The 16,936-nt window shown below is 64.0% G+C and carries 18 protein-coding genes; 4 read left to right on the top strand and 14 right to left on the bottom strand.

Annotation, left to right across the window (positions count from 1 at the left end):
• Nucleotide 1: 1 nt before the first annotated feature.
• From IEW81_RS01800 to hrcA, 7 genes are all read right to left on the bottom strand, one after another.
• On the bottom strand, nt 2-1,300 hold the full coding sequence (locus tag IEW81_RS01800) for a hemolysin family protein (protein WP_229671191.1): 1,299 nt from the start codon (nt 1,298-1,300) through the stop codon (nt 2-4).
• Between the two features lie 4 nt (nt 1,301-1,304).
• A complete protein-coding gene (gene ybeY, locus IEW81_RS01805; RefSeq protein ID WP_097060780.1) occupies nt 1,305-1,766 on the bottom strand; it encodes an rRNA maturation RNase YbeY in 462 nt (153 codons plus the stop codon).
• Nucleotides 1,763-2,725 (bottom strand): PhoH family protein, encoded by a 963-nt coding sequence (locus IEW81_RS01810; protein ID WP_229671270.1) that lies wholly within the window; start codon nt 2,723-2,725, stop codon nt 1,763-1,765. The genes ybeY and IEW81_RS01810 overlap by 4 nt, the downstream gene beginning before the upstream one ends.
• Nucleotides 2,726-2,804: 79 nt before the next feature.
• Nucleotides 2,805-3,155 (bottom strand): histidine triad nucleotide-binding protein, encoded by a 351-nt coding sequence (locus IEW81_RS01815; protein WP_097060778.1) that lies wholly within the window; start codon nt 3,153-3,155, stop codon nt 2,805-2,807.
• A 35-nt stretch (nt 3,156-3,190) separates the two neighbouring features.
• The gene (locus tag IEW81_RS01820; protein ID WP_097060777.1) at nt 3,191-3,919 is read right to left on the bottom strand and encodes a 16S rRNA (uracil(1498)-N(3))-methyltransferase; all 729 of its coding nucleotides are present in this window, start codon (nt 3,917-3,919) and stop codon (nt 3,191-3,193) included.
• 2 nt (nt 3,920-3,921) lie between these two features.
• Nucleotides 3,922-5,031, bottom strand: coding sequence for a molecular chaperone DnaJ (dnaJ, locus tag IEW81_RS01825; RefSeq protein WP_097060776.1), 1,110 nt, complete (start codon nt 5,029-5,031; stop codon nt 3,922-3,924).
• 17 nt (nt 5,032-5,048) lie between these two features.
• Nucleotides 5,049-6,071 carry a heat-inducible transcriptional repressor HrcA gene (gene hrcA / locus IEW81_RS01830; RefSeq protein ID WP_097060775.1) on the bottom strand — a complete coding sequence of 341 codons (1,023 nt, stop codon included), beginning with the start codon at nt 6,069-6,071 and terminating at the stop codon, nt 5,049-5,051.
• Nucleotides 6,072-6,282: 211 nt separating this feature from the next.
• On the opposite strand from hrcA, the gene IEW81_RS01835 reads away from it, so the two are divergent.
• Both IEW81_RS01835 and IEW81_RS01840 read left to right on the top strand, forming a co-directional pair.
• Nucleotides 6,283-6,669, top strand: coding sequence for a DUF4870 domain-containing protein (locus IEW81_RS01835; protein ID WP_097060774.1), 387 nt, complete (start codon nt 6,283-6,285; stop codon nt 6,667-6,669).
• 91 nt (nt 6,670-6,760) lie between these two features.
• Complete coding sequence (locus IEW81_RS01840) at nt 6,761-7,132, top strand: DUF4870 domain-containing protein (protein ID WP_097060773.1); 372 nt, start codon at nt 6,761-6,763, stop codon at nt 7,130-7,132.
• Nucleotides 7,133-7,249: 117 nt separating this feature from the next.
• On the opposite strand, the gene hemW is transcribed toward IEW81_RS01840, so the two are convergent.
• The 4 genes from hemW to lepA all read right to left on the bottom strand — a co-directional run bounded on the left by hemW (nt 7,250) and on the right by lepA (nt 11,901).
• Nucleotides 7,250-8,476 (bottom strand): radical SAM family heme chaperone HemW, encoded by a 1,227-nt coding sequence (hemW, locus tag IEW81_RS01845; RefSeq protein WP_097060772.1) that lies wholly within the window; start codon nt 8,474-8,476, stop codon nt 7,250-7,252.
• Nucleotides 8,477-8,565: 89 nt separating this feature from the next.
• On the bottom strand, nt 8,566-9,093 hold the full coding sequence (locus IEW81_RS01850; protein ID WP_097060771.1) for a DUF1990 domain-containing protein: 528 nt from the start codon (nt 9,091-9,093) through the stop codon (nt 8,566-8,568).
• Nucleotides 9,090-9,971: an acyl-CoA dehydrogenase family protein gene (locus IEW81_RS01855; RefSeq protein WP_097060770.1), complete on the bottom strand. Its 882-nt coding sequence runs from the start codon at nt 9,969-9,971 to the stop codon at nt 9,090-9,092. Before IEW81_RS01855 ends, IEW81_RS01850 begins: the two co-directional genes overlap by 4 nt.
• A 76-nt stretch (nt 9,972-10,047) precedes the next feature.
• Nucleotides 10,048-11,901 (bottom strand): translation elongation factor 4, encoded by a 1,854-nt coding sequence (lepA, locus tag IEW81_RS01860; RefSeq protein ID WP_097060769.1) that lies wholly within the window; start codon nt 11,899-11,901, stop codon nt 10,048-10,050.
• 258 nt (nt 11,902-12,159) lie between these two features.
• Here lepA and IEW81_RS01865 point away from each other — a divergent pair, with 258 nt between their 5' ends.
• Nucleotides 12,160-13,215 (top strand): LPXTG cell wall anchor domain-containing protein, encoded by a 1,056-nt coding sequence (locus IEW81_RS01865; RefSeq protein WP_097060768.1) that lies wholly within the window; start codon nt 12,160-12,162, stop codon nt 13,213-13,215.
• A 296-nt stretch (nt 13,216-13,511) separates the two neighbouring features.
• Here IEW81_RS01865 and IEW81_RS01870 read toward each other — a convergent pair whose 3' ends face one another.
• The gene (locus IEW81_RS01870) at nt 13,512-13,811 is read right to left on the bottom strand and encodes a hypothetical protein (RefSeq protein ID WP_097060767.1); all 300 of its coding nucleotides are present in this window, start codon (nt 13,809-13,811) and stop codon (nt 13,512-13,514) included.
• A gap of 40 nt (nt 13,812-13,851) precedes the next feature.
• Nucleotides 13,852-15,003, bottom strand: coding sequence for a pyridoxal phosphate-dependent aminotransferase (locus IEW81_RS01875; protein ID WP_097060949.1), 1,152 nt, complete (start codon nt 15,001-15,003; stop codon nt 13,852-13,854).
• 321 nt (nt 15,004-15,324) lie between these two features.
• Here IEW81_RS01875 and rpsT point away from each other — a divergent pair, with 321 nt between their 5' ends.
• A complete protein-coding gene (gene rpsT / locus IEW81_RS01880) occupies nt 15,325-15,585 on the top strand; it encodes a 30S ribosomal protein S20 (protein ID WP_097060766.1) in 261 nt (86 codons plus the stop codon).
• Nucleotides 15,586-15,906: 321 nt separating this feature from the next.
• On the opposite strand, the gene holA is transcribed toward rpsT, so the two are convergent.
• Nucleotides 15,907-16,905 (bottom strand): DNA polymerase III subunit delta, encoded by a 999-nt coding sequence (gene holA, locus IEW81_RS01885; protein ID WP_097060765.1) that lies wholly within the window; start codon nt 16,903-16,905, stop codon nt 15,907-15,909.
• Nucleotides 16,906-16,936 lie beyond the last annotated feature (31 nt).

Raw genomic sequence — 16,936 nt, forward strand, 5'->3', positions numbered from 1 at the left:
GTTAGTCCGCCTTTTCGTTGGTAAACGCCTCGAGGGCGTCGATGAGGGCCTGGTCGCGCTCGACGAGCACGGTGCTGAGTCGCTTGCGGCGACCTTCCGTGCGGTCGGCGGTGAGCACAAGACCGGAGAATTCCGCACTGGAGCCCGCAGTAGGCAGCTTTCCAAGCGCTTTTGTGATGAGTCCACCGACCGAGTCGACCTCGTCGTCTTCGAGTTCCAGACCGAACAGATCGCCGAGTTCGTCGATGGCGAGCCTCGCGCTGACGCGGTACCGCCCGTTGCCAAGGTCTTCCACCTCGGCAACGTCGTTGTCGTATTCGTCTGAGATGTCGCCGACGAGTTCTTCGATGAGATCTTCGAGCGTGACGAGTCCCGCTATCCCGCCGTACTCGTCGACCACCATCGCCAGGTGATTCGATTCGAGTTGCATCTGGCGCAGCAGGCTGTCGGCCTTCTGTGATTCCGGAACGAACAGGGCCGGTCGCGCCAACTCCGCAGCCGTGAGAGTCTCCGCATCCAGCGTCTGCTCGTACACCACGCGCGAGACGTCGCGCAGATAGATGATGCCGAGCACCTCGTCGATGTTGCCGCCGAGCACGGGCATCCGCGATACGCCTTTGCTCAGGAACAGCCCCATGGCCGCGCCCATCGTCTCGTCGTCATCGATCGTGATCATGTCGGTTCTCGGCAGCATCACCTCGCGCACGACGGTGTCGTTGAATTCGAAGATCGAGTGGATGAGCTCACGGTCATCCTCCTCGAGCACCTCGAGCTCTGTCGCCTCATCCACCATGCTGAGCAGTTGCTCTTCGCTCGAGAAGGTGGCACTCGGAGGCCGACCGGGAGTGACCCTGTTGCCGAGGGCGACGAGGGCGGCAGCGATGGGGCCGAGCACGACACGGACGGCATGCACGATGGGGGCGGCGAACCGCATGATCGGCCTGGCATTGGCCCGACCGACGCTGCGGGGGCTTGAGCCGACCAGCACGAAGGATGCCCCGGTCATGATCAGGGCCGACACCAGCAGGCTGATCCACCATTGCGAGATCGAGTAGGCGAAGGCGAGGGTGACCAACACCGCAGCGGTTGTCTCCGAGACGATCCTCATGAAGTTGAGGGCGTTGATATGGGCGCCGGGATCGCGGGCGATTGCCAGGAGGGATGACCGCGAGCGACTCTGCAACGCCAGATCCGAGAGATCCGTCCGGCTCAGCACACTGAGCGCTGCGTCCGCCGCCGCGAGCAGCCCACCAAAAACGACCAGCACGACCGCGGCGCTGATGAAGATGCCGATCAGCACGGGACTACTTTTGCTGTTCGGCGAGGGCGAATCCGACAAGGATGTCGCGCTGCAGCCCGAACATCTCCTTTTCCTCGTCGGGTTCTGCATGATCGAACCCAAGCAAGTGCAGGATACCGTGGGTCGTCAGCAGCAGCATCTCCTCGATCGGGCTGTGCCCGGCCGTTTCGGCCTGCGCGATCGCGACCTGGGGGCACACCACGATGTCGCCGAGGAGGCCGGCCGGGGTCAGTGCCTCATCACTACCTGGTCGCAACTCGTCCATGGGGAAGCTCAGTACATCGGTGGGGCCAGGCTCGTCCATCCACTGCACATGGAGCTGTTCCATGGCAGCTTCATCGACGAAGAGAATCGCGAGCTCGGCATCCGGATGCACGCGCATCTGATCCAGGGCGAACACCGACAGTCGCTGGATCGCCGGCTCATCGACCTCGACGCCCGATTCGTTGTTGATCTCGATGCTCACGGGGTGGTCTTCCTCATGCGCCTGTCGTCCCGCTCGAACTTCTCCAGCTGCTTCCGTGCGTCATATTCGGTGTAGGCGTCGACGATCTGGCCGACGAGGCTGTGCCGCACCACGTCGGCGCTCGTCAGTCGCGCAAAGTGGATCTCGTCGATCTCGTCGAGGATCGAGGTGACCAGTTGGAGTCCGGATGCCCCGGCCGGTAGGTCGACTTGCGTGACGTCGCCCGTGATCACCATCTTCGAACCGAAACCGAGCCTGGTGAGGAACATCTTCATCTGCTCGGGAGTGGTGTTCTGCGCCTCATCGAGCACCACGAACGCATTGTTGAGCGTCCGGCCGCGCATGTACGCGAGCGGCGCCACTTCGACGGTTCCCGCGGCGAGCAGCTTGGGCACGAGCTCAGGATCCATCATCTCGTTGAGCGCGTCGTAGAGAGGCCGAAGGTAGGGATCGATCTTGTCGGTGAGCGAACCGGGCAGGAATCCGAGTCTCTCGCCGGCCTCGATGGCCGGGCGGCTCAGAACGATGCGCTCGACTTCTTTGCGCTGCAGGGCCTGAACGGCTTTCGCCATCGCGAGGTACGTCTTGCCTGTGCCTGCAGGGCCGATGCCGAAGACGATTGTGTTGGTGTCGATCGCATCGACATATTCTTTCTGCCCGAGGGTCTTCGGCCGGATGCTCCTGCCGCGCGACGTAAGGATCGACTGGCTGAGCAGCTCGGCCGGGCTCCCTGACTTCGACTCGATGATGCGAGCGGAGGAGGTCACCTCGACGGGTCCGAGATCGACTCCCTCCCTGACCATGTGCACCAGTTCGTCGACGAGGACGCGGGCCGAATGCACCTGGTCGGCGTCACCACTGAGCGTGATCCTGTTGCCCCTGACGGCAACCTCGACAAGCGGATACTGCTTCTCGATAGTGAGCAGCAGTCGATCCTGCGGACCGAGCAGTCGCACCATGGCGACACCGTCTACCTCCAGGTCGACCCGGTTCTCGAGCTGACTGTCGTCGTCGCGGCCGCGTGCTGTGGATGTGTCGCTAGAGCCCAAGGGAGCCTTCCGTGAGGGTTCCGCCCAACACGTGTGCGTGCACGTGGAAGACAGTTTGTCCGGCATTCTCACCGGTATTGAAGATCAGGCGATACTGGCCGCCACAGTGCTCGTCGGCGATCTGCTGGGCGGCGGCGACGAGTTCGGCAAGCAGACCCGGGTTTCCCGCAGCGAGCTGCGCCACGGTGCTGAATTCCTCGGTCTTCGGGACCACGAGAATGTGCACCGGCGCTTTCGGGGCGATATCGCGAATCGCGATCAGGGTGTCGCTCTCGAACACGACGTCGGCAGGGATCTCGCGCGCGATGATGCGGGAGAAGATGCTCGGCGAATTCGACATGAATACAGCTTAAGGCGCGGCAGCTGACAGCGCGCCTACCAGCGCCCCAGCTTGGCGTTGAGCATGGCGAGAGCGGCCGGCCCCGCAGTGGACGTGCGAAGCACCTCACTACCGAGCCGGACGACAGAAGCTCCGACCGTGGTGAGGGCGTCGAGTTCGTGCGGCGCGATACCGCCCTCCGGGCCGACGACGAGGATCAGGTCGCGGTCGTCGAGCTCCAGCGCGCTCAGCGTCAGCTCAGCGGTCGGCTCGAGTACGAGCATCCTGGCGCCCTCAGCAAGCTTCACGAGCTGACGGGTGCTGACCAGGTCGAGCACATCCGGAATCCAGGATCGAAGGGACTGCTTGGAGGCCTCGCGCACCACGGCCGTCCAGCGATCGCGACCCTTGGCGACCTTTGCGCCCTCCCAGCGGGAGATGCTGCGCGCGGCAGTCCACGGGATGACCCCGTCGACGCCGAGCTCGGTGGCCGCCTGGACGGCGAGTTCGTCCCGATCGCCTTTCGCGAGAGCCTGGGCCAGGAAGACGGCAGGGGTGCGTCGGTCATCGTTCTTCACCGCCGCGACCTCGATGGCCAGTTCCGTGTGTTCGGCGGTGACGATGGCGCCCGAGACGACGAGCCCTGCACCGTTACCGATGGCGATGGATTCCCCCACCGCGAGCCGCGACACCGTGACCGCATGCCTCGCTTCGGATCCCACAATCGATACCCTGTCGCCGACGGCGGCCGAGTCCAGGGTTTCGTCGATGTAGAAGTGGGCCACGGCTACAGGTTCAGAAACCGATCGCGCAGCTTCGTGAACAATCCCTGCTGGAAATGCGCGAAGTGCGGGGGCGTTGCCTTGCGGGCACCGGCCAGCTGCTTGATGAGCTCCTGCTCCTTGTGGTTCAGTTTCGTCGGCGTCATGACCTGCACGCCGATCTTCAGGTCGCCTCGGCCGGCACCTCGAAGATGCGTGATTCCACGATCGCGAATAGTGATGACCTCGGCGCTCTGGATGCCCGGCTTGATTTCGATCGAAATATCGCCATCCAGCCCCTTTACGGTCGTGCGCGTACCGAGGATAGCGTCCGTCATGGCGACCTCGACGGTCGCGAGCAGGTCGTCGCCGCTGCGGCTGAAGGTCTCGTGGTGGCGCACCTTGATTTCGAGGAACAGGTCACCGTTCGGCCCGCCAGCGGGCCCGACCTCACCCTGCTCCGGCATCTGCAAACGAAGTCCGGTCTCGACCCCGGCAGGGATGTCGACGGGAATGGTGCGTGATGCGCGCACTCGACCCTGCCCGGCGCAGGTCGCGCAGGGGTTCAGGATGATCGTGCCGTAGCCACGGCAGGTTCCGCACGGGTTCGACGTCATGACGTTGCCGAGCAGGCTGCGCACCGTGCGCTGGATCTGGCCGGATCCGCGGCAGATGTCGCACGTGACCGGAGAGGTTCCGGGAGCCGTACACGAACCGTGGCAGGTTTCGCACAGTACGGCGGTGTTGACCTCGAGATCACGCTTGGTGCCGAAGATGACCTCGTCAAGGTCCACCTCGACTCGAACCAGCGCATCCTGCCCGCGTTCGCTGCGGGATCGCGGGCCCGTCGAGCGACCGCCGCCCCCACCACCGAAGAAGGTCTCGAAAATGTCGCCGAATCCGAAATTGGCGCCCCCGCCCCCGAACCCGGCTTGCGGGCCGAGATCGTATTGCTGGCGCTGCTGCGCGTCGCTGAGCACGTCGTACGCGTGCGTGACCGACTTGAAACGCTCCGACGCGTCCTCGCTCGGATTCACATCAGGGTGCAGTTCGCGCGCAAGGCGCCGGTAAGCCTTTTTGATTTCTTCTGGTGTGGCACTGCGTTCTACGCCAAGTACCTCATAGTGGTCTGCCAAGAGTCGATATTCCTCAGTTATTCCGTGCCGAGAAGCCGCGAAAGATAGCGAGCTACTGCTCGCACCGCGGCCATGTTGTTCGAGTAATCCATGCGTGTAGGGCCCAACACCCCGAGTCGCGCCATACTTCCTCCGGACGACGAATATCCGCTGGTGACCACGGATGTTTCACCGAGGCCATATCCCGCGTTCTCCCGACCGATCCGAGCGAGAACGCCACCGGGCTGGATCTCCATCTCACCGAAAAGCCTGAGCAGGATCACCTGCTCCTCGATGGCTTCGAGCACCGGGAAGATACTGCCGCTGAAATCATCTTCAGTGCGGGCAAGGTTCGCCGTGCCCGCCATGATGAGCCGGTCCTGCTTATTGGCCAGCACCTGCTCAGACAGGCTCGCCACGATCTGCTGCACCACGGGGTGTCGCTCCGGTGCGAAACCTTCGACGAATGTGGCCAGTTTGGCTGCGGCATCCTGCAGCCCGAGCCCACCGATCGAGGCATTCAGTTTCGCGCGGAGCTCGCCGATGAGTACGTCATCCATGGGTGACGCTACGTCGAGCACGCGCTGCTCGACCCGACCCGAATCGGTGATGAACACCGTCATCAGGCGGGTTTCTGCCAGAGGCACCAGCTCGACATGCCGAACCCGAGCCGTCGTCAGCGACGGATACTGCACGAGCGCGACCTGGTGAGTGAGCTGCGACAGGAGCCGCACCGTTCGCGCGAGCACGTCATCGAGGTCGACGGACTGGCCGAGGAAGGCCTCGATCGCACCACGCTGGGCCGCGGTCAGCGGCCGGAGATCGACGAGCTGGTCAACGAAGACGCGGTAGCCCTTATCGGTCGGAATCCGACCGGAAGAGGTGTGGGGTGCTGTGATCAGTTCCTCGTCTTCGAGGAGTGCCATATCGTTGCGGATGGTGGCAGCAGAGACGCCGAACGAGTGGCGCTCGACGATCGATTTGGAGCCGACCGGCTCCCTGGACGCGACGTAGTCCTGCACGATAACGCGCAGGACTTCGAGCCCACGATCTGAAACCATGCCCCATCCGCCTCTCGCCGCTGGCACTCCACCATGTTGACTGCCAATTCTATCGTGACGCACCGTGCAACGGTCGTTGCACGCGCTGCGCGGGAGGTACTACCGTGTTCCCTGTGCTCAGACAGAGCGGGGATTCCTAGCTCAGCCGCAACGTCAGCCCAGCACCGACCCAGGTAATCCGCCGGAGTCACCCCTCGAAAGGCAGATCTTCATGACCGATCCCAACCCGCATGCAGTCCCGTCAGTTCCACTCACCGAGACCGAAGATCGCCAATGGGCGTCTTTTGCGCACCTCGGTGGCATCATCGGATTCCTCCCGTCCCTCATCATCTGGCTGGTGTTCAAAGATCGCGGGTCGTTTACGAACGCTGAGGCCAAGGAGGCGCTGAACTTCCAGATCACCGTCACCATCGCTCAGGTGGCAATCCAGATCCTTGCTGGCATGCTGGCCGTCGTCACCTTCGGAATCGGCTTCCTTTTCGGCGGCCTCGCCTGGGTCATCATCATCGTCTCGATCATCTTCTCGATCATGGGCTTTCTCAAGGCGAAGGACGGCATCGCGTACCGGTACCCGTTCGCACTGCGCCTCATTAAGTAACGCAGACCGAAACCAGGCCCGTGAGCAGTTGCTCGCGGGCCTGATTTCGTTGATCGGCCGCCATCTCCATCCCGACTGCTTTAATGGTTATATGTCAGCATCCACACCTCCAACGAGCCCGTACGCGACGGTTCAGCCGCTGAGCCCGGGCGACGAGAAACTCTGGGCGACACTGATTCATGTCGGGGGGATCATCCTCTCCTTCCTTCCGTCGCTGATCGGCTACATCGTGCTGAAGGATCGCGGTCCCTTTATCCGCGCCCACTCGGCCACAGCCCTGAACTTCCAGATCACGCTGATGATCGCCTACGTCGCCGGAACCGTCACGTCACTGATCGGGATCGGCCTGCTGATCATCCTGGCCGCCTGGGTGCTGTCGATCGTCTTCGGCATCATGGCCGCGATCGCTGCGAACAATGGGCAGATCTACCAGTACCCGCTCGCTATCAAGTTCGTCAGCTAAGAGGTTCAGTCGTCGAGGTTCAGTCGTCGAGGTTCAGTCGTCGAGGTTCAGTCGTCGAGGTTCAGTCGTCGAGGTTCAGTCGTCGAGGTTCAGTCGTCGAGGTTCAGTCGTCGAGGTTCAGTCGTCAAGCAGGCGACGCACGACGGCGTCGGCCAACAGCCTGCCGCGCATAGTCAGCTCGACCCGGCCCGCGAGGGCCGCGCGCGCATCCACCAGTTCATCGGCGATGAGCCCTGCGACCGCCGTGCGACCGGCTGGATCAAGCCTCGCGACCGGCAGGCCAGCCCGAACCCGGGTCTGGAGCAGCACCGCCTCGACCCGCCGCGTCTCGTCGTCGAGTGTCTCCCGGCCCGCCGCAGGTGACAGTCCGGCCGCCATGCGATCGGCGTAGGCTGCAGGGTGCTTGACGTTCCACCAGCGCACCCCGCCGACATGGCTATGGGCTCCGGGGCCGACTCCCCACCAGTCGTGTCCCACCCAGTAACCGAGGTTGTGGGCTGAGCGAAAGGCCCCATCCCGCGCCCAGTTCGACACCTCGTACCACTGGTAACCGGCGGCCGAAAAACGTGAATCGGCGAGCTCGTACATATCGGCCTGCACGTCGTCATCGGGCATCGCGACAAGCCCGCGCCGGATCTGGCCGGCCAGTTTCGTACCGTCCTCGATGATGAGCGCATAGGCCGAGATGTGGTCGGGATGCTGCGCCAGGGCCTGGGAGACGGATATCTCCCAATCGGCGAGAGTCTCCCCCGGTGTGCCGTAGATCAGGTCGAGGCTGACCTGCAGCCCGGCTTCCCGCGCCCACTGGACGACGAGCGGAATCCGCTCGGGATCGTGGGTGCGCTCCAGGGTGGCGAGCACGTAGGGCACGGCGGACTGCATCCCGAACGAGACACGGGTGAACCCGGCAGCGCGAAGCGCGAAGAGATAGTCACGATCGACGGAATCCGGATTCGCCTCCGTCGTCACCTCGGCACCCTCGGCGAGCCCCCACGTCTCCACCACCGCGTGAAGCATGCCGGCGAGGTCGCTGACGGGGAGGATGGTCGGGGTTCCTCCTCCGAAGAACACGGTGGACGCCTTGCGCTCGGGGACCGAGGAATCGCGCAGCACCGACTGCGCAAGCGCGATTTCGGCGATCGCCTGGCTCGCGAAGTTGCCGCGCTTCGCGCCACGGAGTTCGTCGCTCGTGTAGGTATTGAAGTCGCAGTAGCCGCAGCGCACCCGACAGAACGGCACATGCAGGTACACGCCGAAGTTCCGCGAGGATGCGCCAGTGACCACGCTGGCCGGCAGGAGCCCGTCCAGCGGCGCCGGATCAGCGATCGGCAGGGCGCTAGGCATGCCGACGGTTCCGATTCATCCCCCAATTCTCGCAGGTGCCCGCAAGCCCAGCCGCCATCCCGCTGCTCGGTAATGCACCGCGAGCCGGATCAACCCTGCGGGCCCGCCAGTGCGCGAAGGTAGCGGCGGGTGTAGAACTCCTGGGTCAGGCGCAGCACGGGAGACACGAGTGACCACAGCCGGTTCGCCGGTCGCGAGAACGCGCGGATGTCGATCCAGACGGAGTCATCGTCACGGTGCTCGACGAGGAATGCCTCTTCGCCATTCTCCGGATGCCCCGGCAGAGTGCCATACGCGAAACCAACACGTCGCGGCTCGCGCAGAACGTACACGACCCGAGCCGCCGCAGGCACCCTGAACGGACCGAACGGAATGAGCAGTGTGACGGTGCTGCCCTCGATCACGGACTGCGAACCCCGGATGCCGAAGCCGCTGTTGCGCTGCACACCCCACGCGAGCACCGCATCGGCCGCGGCGGCGAAGTGGGCCGATCCCGCACCGATCCGGGCAGTCTTCTCGATGCCGCGGTAACCCTCGGGCGGTGAGGATGCCGCGAACGGGTCAGCGGTGGCACCCACCGCATCGTAGGTCAGCTCGAGCTCTTCGGGTGCGGTCACCGCGCACGCTCGTTATCACTGGGTGCGAACAGGGCCCGGGCGAGCGCGGCGCTGCCCGTTCCGGTGGCGGCGATCGCGAGCTCCTGCATGCCGACCGAGAGCCGCGTGATATCCATCCTGTGAAATCTGATGCGCATGCCCTCATTCTCCTCGCCGATAAGGTCGCCCGTCACATTGTCTTGGGCCATCATGCAGGTGGGCGAGCCACGGAAGGCCAGCCTGTGTTCGACAGACAGCGCCGACACCGCGTTGCGCTGTCCCACGGATTCGGCGTCGGTCGCGAGCGCCCTCGTCGCGACCGCCCGCCTCGTGAGCGCATCGACGTCGGATCCGGCCTGGGGTCCCATGAGGTTCATGGTGCCGGTCCACTCCCCGGTGATCATCTTCGGCAGGGAGCGCGTCTTCTGTTTGTCGCTCCCGTAGTGCAGCAGGGCGTCGATCGCGCCCTGCGTGAGCAGCGAGCCGAGCGAGAACGTCATTAAGACCGACGGCATCATCTCCTGGGTCGCGAGCCCCACCGTATGCGGAAAGCCGCCGCCGGACTGCTCCGGGAACGGGATGAAACCCCAGCCGTGGTCCACGTACCTGCGATACGCATCGACGAACCCCGGTGGCGGGGCCACGGAACCGTCGGCGTTGCGCTGAGCGCGCGTGTTGTCGCCCGCAGCCCCCACGGTGTCGCTGGCTCGATTGGTGGAGGCGATGACCTTTGCCATGAACACACCGCTTCCCGTTAGCGCACCGCACTCATCCAGCAGGCCCGTCACTGTCTCAAGGCCTGCACGTTCCGAGCCGGGAAGGGCCGCAACAGATGAGTAGTCGACGACATGCTCGAGAACGAGGAGAAGATCGGATACTGGGGGTCGGTAGTCGCTCACCTTCGCCAGCGTATCCGTGCAAGCTGGCTTGGGGTGAGGATCCGCGCAACCGGCCGAGGGTTGTTGCGAGGCTGGGTTACTTCTTGTCCTTCTTCTCGACGTCGCCCGTCAGCGCTGCAACGAACGCCTCCTGTGGCACCTCGACGCGACCCACCATCTTCATGCGCTTTTTGCCCTCTTTCTGCTTCTCGAGGAGCTTGCGCTTGCGCGTGATGTCACCCCCGTAGCACTTGGCGAGCACGTCTTTGCGGATCGCACTGATCGACTCGCGCGCGATGATGCGCGCACCGATTGCCGCCTGGATCGGCACCTCGAACTGCTGGCGAGGGATCAGTTTCTTCAGTCGCTCCGTCATCAGCACGCCGTAGGCATACGCCTTATCACGATGCACAATGGCGCTGAAGGCGTCGACGGCCTCGCCCTGAAGCAGGATGTCCACCTTAACCAGGTCAGCCTCGGCCTCACCGGATGGCTCGTAGTCGAGGCTCGCGTAGCCTGCGGTCTTGCTCTTCAGCTGGTCGAAAAAGTCGAACACGATCTCGCCGAGCGGGATCGTGTATTTGATCTCGACCCGGTCCTCACCAAGGTAATCCATGCCGATGAGGGTGCCACGGCGGGACTGGCACAGCTCCATGATGGTGCCGACGTAATCCTTGGGAGCGAGGATGGCGGCCCGCACCATCGGTTCGCTGACGTGCGCGATCTTCGTGCCAGACGGGAACTCACTCGGGTTGGTGACGGTGTACTGCTTCTTGTCCTCGGTCATCACCTCGTACGGCACGCTCGGAGCGGTCGAGATCAGGTCGAGCCCGAACTCGCGCTCCAGGCGTTCCGTCACGATCTCGAGATGGAGCAGGCCGAGAAAGCCGCAGCGGAACCCGAAACCGAGTGCTACGGAGGTTTCCGGCTCGTAATTCAACGAAGCGTCAGAGAGCTTCAGCTTGTCGAGCGCCTCGCGCAGCACCGGATAGTCGCTGCCGTCGATCGGGTAGAGACCGGAGAACACCATGGGCTTCGGGTCGGTGTAGCCCGCGAGCGCCGTCGTCGATGGTCGCTGGGCGTTCGTGACGGTATCGCCCACCTTCGACTGGCGCACGTCCTTCACACCGGTGATCAGATAGCCGACCTCACCGACGCCCAGCCCCTTGGTCGAGGTCGGTTCGGGGCTGGAGACGCCGATCTCGAGCAGTTCATGCACCGCACGCGTCGACATCATCTGGATGCGTTCGCGAGGGCTCAGGTGCCCGTCGATCATGCGCACGTAGGTGATCACGCCGCGGTATGAGTCGTAGACGGAGTCGAAGATCATCGCGCGGCTGGGAGCGTTCGGGTCGCCCTGCGGTGCTGGAATCAACTCCACCACCCGGTCTAGCAGTTGTTCGACGCCCATGCCGGTCTTGCCACTCACCCGCAGAACGTCCTCCGGCCTGCCGCCGATGAGGCTCGCCAGTTCTTTCGCGTACTTGTCCGGGTCGGCCGCAGGCAGGTCGATCTTGTTGAGCACCGGGATGATCGTGAGATCGTTATCGAGGGCCAGGTACAGGTTGGCGAGAGTCTGCGCCTCGATGCCCTGGGCAGCATCAACCAGAAGGATTGCGCCCTCGCAGGCGGCGAGACTGCGCGAGACCTCGTAGGTGAAGTCGACGTGACCGGGGGTGTCGATCATGTTGAGCGCAAAAGACTGGCCATCGAGCGCCCAGGGCATCCGGACCGCCTGGCTCTTGATCGTGATGCCGCGCTCGCGCTCGATGTCCATGCGGTCGAGATACTGGGCTCGCATGTCACGATCCGAGACCACACCGGTGATTCCGAGCATCCGGTCGGCAAGTGTCGACTTGCCGTGGTCGATGTGAGCGATGATGCAGAAGTTGCGAATGAACGCGGGGTCGGTGGAAGCCGGCTGTAACACCGTGGTGGCTCTGGGACTCAACGCGTGCCTCTCGTAGCGGCCCTGACTGCTGGGCCGTCCTAAGTTTACGAGAAAGTGCGGGCACGCTGCGCGCGGCCCCACCATCCCGCGTGCACCGGGACCACCGTGCTGCTCGGACGGCGCACGTGCGGGCCGAACGTCTTCCCTGAAGTGGCCGGATCATTCCTCAACATAAGCTTCACATTTCCTGAGTATCTGTTACGTTTTTACACAGGCGACCTCCGCCGACACGCACCGCACAGAAAACGGATTCGTCATATGAAGCTCAGATCATTCGGCGCCGGAGTCACCGGAGTGGCACTCGTTGCCGGTTCCCTCCTCCTTGGCGCCCTGCCCGCCAGCGCTGCCACGATTCAGGTCACCGTCCCGAATCCGGTTCCTGCGGAAACCTCCCCGTACTCGGCGGGTTGGTTCGCAGGCACCATCACCGATGGAGACGGATCGGCCACCCAGTCCGCAGCGGGCCTCGAGATCGTGGGCGGCACCAACGGTTACCAACTGCTCAACGGAGATCCCGCTGATGCGGGTGACGTGACCCTCGCGGCAGCGGCTGGCCTCGGTGTGAGCACCGTCAGCGGAGACGCTTTCTATCAGATCTCCGTGTTCGGTGAACCGGGCGGTGCCGAAGATAAGCAGTTCACCACACTGCGTCCGGTTGACCCCAACAATCTGGACGGCGACTGGATCAACAGTCGCGCCTTCAGTGAGACCGCGGCAGGCACCGCGGCGCCGCTCGCCACCCACGTGCAACTTCTCGACCAGGGTGAGCTCGCACAAGTGCTTGCCTTCGGCGTGTTCGTCAACGCCGGCGACACCGTTATCGTGCGCGCCATTGGCTGGGACACTGACAACTACCTATTCGCGACCGCGCCGACTGCGACCGCGAACCCCACGAGCGTGGTTGCATCCGACACGACAACCGAGGTCACCATCACTGCCTCGGGCTTCGCTCCCGATGAAACTGTCGTCGTTGGTTTTTCCGGTCCGTCCTCGGATGGAACTGAAGACTTCGTGGCGGACGGCGATGGCAACGTCCTAGTCAGTTTTCTTGGCGCGCCAGGAGAAGTAGGCGACTACATCTTCACCTTCTCGGACGGACGAAGTGGCCTGTTCTTCGCGACGACGACATTCTCGGTCACCGAGGCCGCTGTTGTGGCACCGCCGGCCCCCGCCACGCCCACCACCCCCGCCGCAACGCTTGCCAACACGGGCGTGGACCCGATGAGCGCGACCATAGCGGCCGGCGTACTGCTCGCAACCGGCGTCGGATTCGTCCTGCTCTCGATGCGCCGCAAGGCCATCGCACCCAGATAATCACAACCAGCTAAAGAGGTGTGGAGCCAGCTGGCTCCACACCTCTTTAGCATTTCGAAGCACCCACATGCTCACGTGGCGTCCCTGATGCGACCGGGCCTCCTCGAGCAAACGCGGGCCGATCGAGGCCGTACGCCCATGTGGAAGTCTGAGACGACTCCGGTGATTGCGACCATCCCGTCAGCCCGCGTCAACCTGTCGTCAGTGACACCAGCCAGAGTGCAAAAATTGGGCCGGTGAGCACGCCTCTCGCCTCGGCGGTACGGCACACGGCACGGCACTGCAGCACGGGCGTGCTAGCTCCAGAGGGCGGCAAGCGCGATGAACGGGAAGACGGCGAGGGCGACCATCGCAGCGATCAGGCTGCCAGCGAGCGTCACACCGCTCGTGATGATGCCGGTGATCGCGAGGCCCCTCGCGGTCGGTTCACGCCGAAGTGAGAGGATTCCGAGAACCAGTCCGGCGACGGCGAAGACGAACTGGAAACCCAGGGCGATCGACGCGATGCCGAAGACGAGCGCGAAGATTCCGAGAACGCGATCTGCAGAGGTGGTGGCGGGGGTGTGGATCGGGGTGGTGGGGGCTGTCGTTGTCATAGCTCAACGCTACGAATCGGCGCCGGCACGAGGTATCCGGCTAACCCCCGGTTTTCGGGGAGGGCAACCGCCCGAGGCCCTCCAGCAGCGACGTGCGCTCTGCGGCCAGGCTGACACGTATCCAGCCCTCGCCAGAGCGACCGAACGCGCTGCCTGGTGCGACGGAGACCCGGTCCTGCAGCAGGAAGGTCTCCGCCCAGCCCGCGACATCCCCATCCGAGGCATGACACATGTCGATCCATAGATAGAACGTGCCACCCGGCTGGAGATAGCCGATACCGCGTGAGTCGAGCAGTCGAGTCGCGGCCGCGAGGTTATCCCGGTAGTGCGCGCGCGCGTCGGAGACCGGATGCTGCGAACCGGTGATCGCCGCGAGAGCCGCGAACTGACCAGGCTCGCTCGCGCAGCTGATCGTGGCCTCCTGCACGGTGCGCATGGTGTGGGCGAGCCCGGGCGGGGTTACGAGATACCCGATCCTGACCCCTGTCATCGCATAGGTCTTCGACAGGGAGAAGACCGAGAAGACCCTGTCGTCGGAGTCGAGGCTCGCGATGCTGACATGGGGCTGGCTCCATGTGAACGCTTCGTAGACCTCATCGCTGATGACCCAGAGATCGTGTCGCTTCGCGAAGTCGAGCAACTGCTGCAGTAACTCCGGCGGGAAGACGGTGCCGAGCGGGTTGGATGGCGAGTTGACGATGATGGCGCGGGACTTCGCCGTGACGAGGGTTTCGAGATCCGCTATGTCGGGCATGAAGCCGGCATCGGCCCGTAACGGATACGGCACGGGCGTCGCAGCGAGCATGTGAGCGTTCATGGTGAAGGTGGTGTATCCGGGATCAGGCAGCAGAACCTCGTCTCCCGGGGCCAGAGTGATCGCCATAGCCTGGTGCAGCCCCTGGGTCGCGCCGACAGTGACCCACACCTGTTCGGTGTCGACATGCACGTCGTTATCTCGCGCGAGCTTCTGCACGATCGCCTGTCGGAGGGGTGCGATCCCGCCGTTGGCCGTGTAGTTGGTGGCGTCGCGATGCCACGCCTCGGCTGCGGCCGCCCCGATGTGCGGGGAGACTGCCACATCAGGCTCCCCCACGGCGAGCGAGATGACGTCATCCATCGTCAACGCGATCTCGTGGATGCGACGGATGCCGCTACCGGGGACTGCGGTGATGTGGGCGGCGATCGAAGGCATGATCACAGGCTATTACGCCCTGACCGGCCCGCACTCTTCGCCAAATGAAGGACATTTCGCTGGGTCGGGTCCCATTCGCCCGTGAGAGACTCACGAAACCAGAAATCTCCTTCATTTGGATGATCGATGAGCGTCGCAAACTCCCTCTGCGCTGGGGTCGCGCAATTGCCATAGCTCCACCACGCTGGTATCGTTGCTCCTTGGCTTGCGCGGGGTCTTTGATCACGCGAATGCAGCCGGGATCGAGCAGGATTGGTCGTCTCACGACGACGATCCCCTCGGCTGCCCATCATCACTCAACGAACGAGAAGGTACAACAACGTGGCAAATATCAAGTCGCAGATCAAGCGGATCCTGACCAACAAGAAGTCGCAGGACCGCAACCGCGCCGTCAAGAGCGAGGTCAAGACTGCCGTCCGCGCCGCTCGCACCGCGATCGCCACCGGCGACAAGGCTGCCGCTGCTGCTTCGCTCGTCGTCGCAGGCAAGAAGCTCGACAAGGCTGCCGCCAAGGGCGTCATCCACAAGAACCAGGCTGCAAACCGCAAGTCGGCCATCGCCAAGCAGGTTGCATCGCTGTAATCACGGTCTTCAACGAAATGCCCTCGCCGTCAGGCGGGGGCATTTTTGCGTTTCCGGGCCATGTGACTCCCGAGCCGCAAGCAACGGCTAGCGGTCCTGCGGTACGGCGGAACTGCGTGCCGGCACTGGATGCTTCCGGGACAGATGCCGCCGGGACTGATGCTTCCGAGGCTCCCGCTTCCGGACCTCCCCCTCACTGCCATCGACGTCGCCCTGACGTACGACCAGCCGCTCGCGAAGTCGATCCGCATGCAACTGCGGCCGACCGAGGGTCCAATCACGAATGGTCGAGCGACGGCATGACTCCTGCGGAGCGAACCCTCAGTACCCGCGAGCCGCGATCACGGTGACCATGCGCTCGAGCGCGAAGACCGAATCGCGGCCGAGACCCTTGATCTGGGCATCCGTCGCAGCGATTGCTTCGATGCAGTTGCCGAGCCCCTCGTCGTTCCAGCCCTGCAGGTCACGTCGGCCACGGTCGATCTGCCACGGCGCGAGACCCAGCTTCGACGCAAGCTGGCCCGACGGCGCGTTCGTACCCGAGATCTTCGCCATAGTTCGGATCTTGGATGCGAAAGCCGCCACGATCGGTACGGGGTCGGCGCCGGACGACAGGGCGTGGCGAAGCAACACCAGCGCCTCGCCGGTGCGCCCGGCAATGGCGGCGTCGGCCACCTTGAACGCATTCGTCTCCACTCGGCCGGAATAGTAGCGCTCGACCGTCACCTCGGTGATCTCGTCGCTGTCATCGGCGAGCAACTGCTGGCAGGCCGACGCGAGCTCGGCCAGATCGCCAGAGAACGCCGAGACGAGGGATCGAAGTGCACCACCCGTTACTCTCCGGCCCGCTGTCGCGAACTCGGATGCCGCGAAATCGGTCTTCTCGGAATCTTTCTTCAGCTCGAGACACGTGATCTCGATGCCGCCGCCAGCCCCGCCTCGAATGGCATCGAGGAGTTTCTTTCCGCGCACTCCTCCGGCATGACGCAGGATGACATACGTGTCATCCGCGGGATGGGCGAGATAGGCGATCGTCTCGGTGATGAAGGCATCCGTGCACTTCTCCACGTTCACGACTCTGATCAGCCGCGGTTCGTTGAACAGCGAGGGGCTGGCGAGAGTGATCAGTTCCCCGGGGGAATACTGGTCGGCTTCGAGATCGTGGATCTCGAGACTCGGATCCTCGGCCTTCAACAGCTCGCGAAGCGCCCGGATGGCGCGATCGGCCAGAAAGCCCTCGGGGCCGGTGACGAGCACGACGGGTGCGGGACGCACCTTGTTGAAGGCCAGCTGGGGTATCGCGATTTTGGAGGCTGCCACCGGCCAAGCCTATTGCGCGGGCCCGACACTG

This window comes from Salinibacterium xinjiangense (assembly GCF_014645015.1).
GTDB lineage: Bacteria > Actinomycetota > Actinomycetes > Actinomycetales > Microbacteriaceae > Rhodoglobus > Rhodoglobus xinjiangensis.